This is a genomic window from Vibrio sp. 1F263, from assembly GCF_041439035.1.
Taxonomy (GTDB): domain Bacteria; phylum Pseudomonadota; class Gammaproteobacteria; order Enterobacterales; family Vibrionaceae; genus Vibrio; species Vibrio tasmaniensis_A.
Window position 1 is genome coordinate 1 of record NZ_JBGONI010000132.1, and the last position, 1,166, is coordinate 1,166.

The window sequence follows — 1,166 nt, forward strand, 5'->3', positions numbered from 1 at the left end:
GTTCCTTAATGACCTTCAACTTCTATGAATGACCAACTAACCCCAATCAACAAAGACCATTTAAAAAAACTTATCCGAGCAGAACTGGAACCGACATGGTTTGATAAACAATCAGTTAGCCCTGATATGTCTTGGGTGACTCCTGCTGTGTTTGAAATATTGTTTACTGAGTTGATAACTCATACGCGCGGTAATCAGTCTAAGGCTGCTAGGGTTTTAGGGATTAACAGAGGTAATTTCACCAAAAAGTTAAATCAGATCACAACTCGTGAATTTGGATCGGATGAGAGCTTCTAAGTATGTATCAGCCTATGTAAGCGTCTGCGAACCGACTCATTGACTTCCTTCTAGGGACAACTTAGGCCTAGAGGTTGATGATTGGTTAATGATGCAATAAAGCTCTAATTTAAGATGTGTATACACAAATATGCCATCTAACCCATATATAAACTTTTGACTTAATGGTAACTTTCTAATAATACGAAGGAATTAGATAGATATTGGTAAGGAAGTAGTATGGATGACTTGAGCTGGGTGCGGTATTGGCGGAATTCTCTTGCCGATGCAGATAGTGGTAAAGGCGCTCTAAAAAAAAGAGACCTTAACGGTTATCACCATATCAAACGTACTAACTTTTCCTTAGGTATGTTAGAACCCAATAGCAAGATATTACACAAGCTTTTTGTTGATGAAGACGACAAAGTACTTGTTGTAAAAGCACATTATCGCCCCGTGCTTTATACGGTCACAAAACAACACGGACAAGACTTTCGAGGGACGGTACCACAGATACTGTCTCCTGTTATTTGTCCTATTTGGATAACTCGCGAAGGCTTGTTTTTCTCAGCCGGAACTCCCTACATTCCTAGGGACGTTTTAGCGCCTCAAGCCGATGACAAATTTACTATTGCAGAAGTATCTAAACTGGATGACTTTCTCACTACACATAGTATTCCAAGTTATTCAGACGAAGATATAGTCTCCGCCATACAATCCGAAGAAACTATCGCTGAGCAAAACGAACTGTGGAAACAGTACCATAAACTAGCTCAAGAGCTATTCGGAGACGTTTGTTCAAAACAAAAGATCTCTGAATTGTACACACTGTTAGGTATCCGCCCCATGAACCCACGGGGCGACTTGTCAGTGTTTGAAGTTCCAAGGTA

At 40.3% G+C, this 1,166-nt stretch carries 1 protein-coding gene and 1 pseudogene; both read left to right on the forward strand.

All coding sequences use genetic code 11. The annotated features are described in order from the left end of the window. Window positions 1-24 precede the first annotated feature (24 nt). Window positions 25-297, forward strand: coding sequence for a helix-turn-helix domain-containing protein (locus ACED25_RS23475; RefSeq protein ID WP_231904291.1), 273 nt, complete (start codon window positions 25-27; stop codon window positions 295-297). Between the two features lie 219 nt (window positions 298-516). Next, window positions 517-1,166, forward strand: a pseudogene (locus tag ACED25_RS23480) (DNA helicase); the annotation flags it as partial.

Bases quoted from the DNA above. Each gene is read 5' to 3' on its own strand.
- ACED25_RS23475 (WP_231904291.1), top strand. From the start codon at position 25: ATGAATGACCAACTAACCCCAATCAACAAAGACCATTTAAAAAAACTT.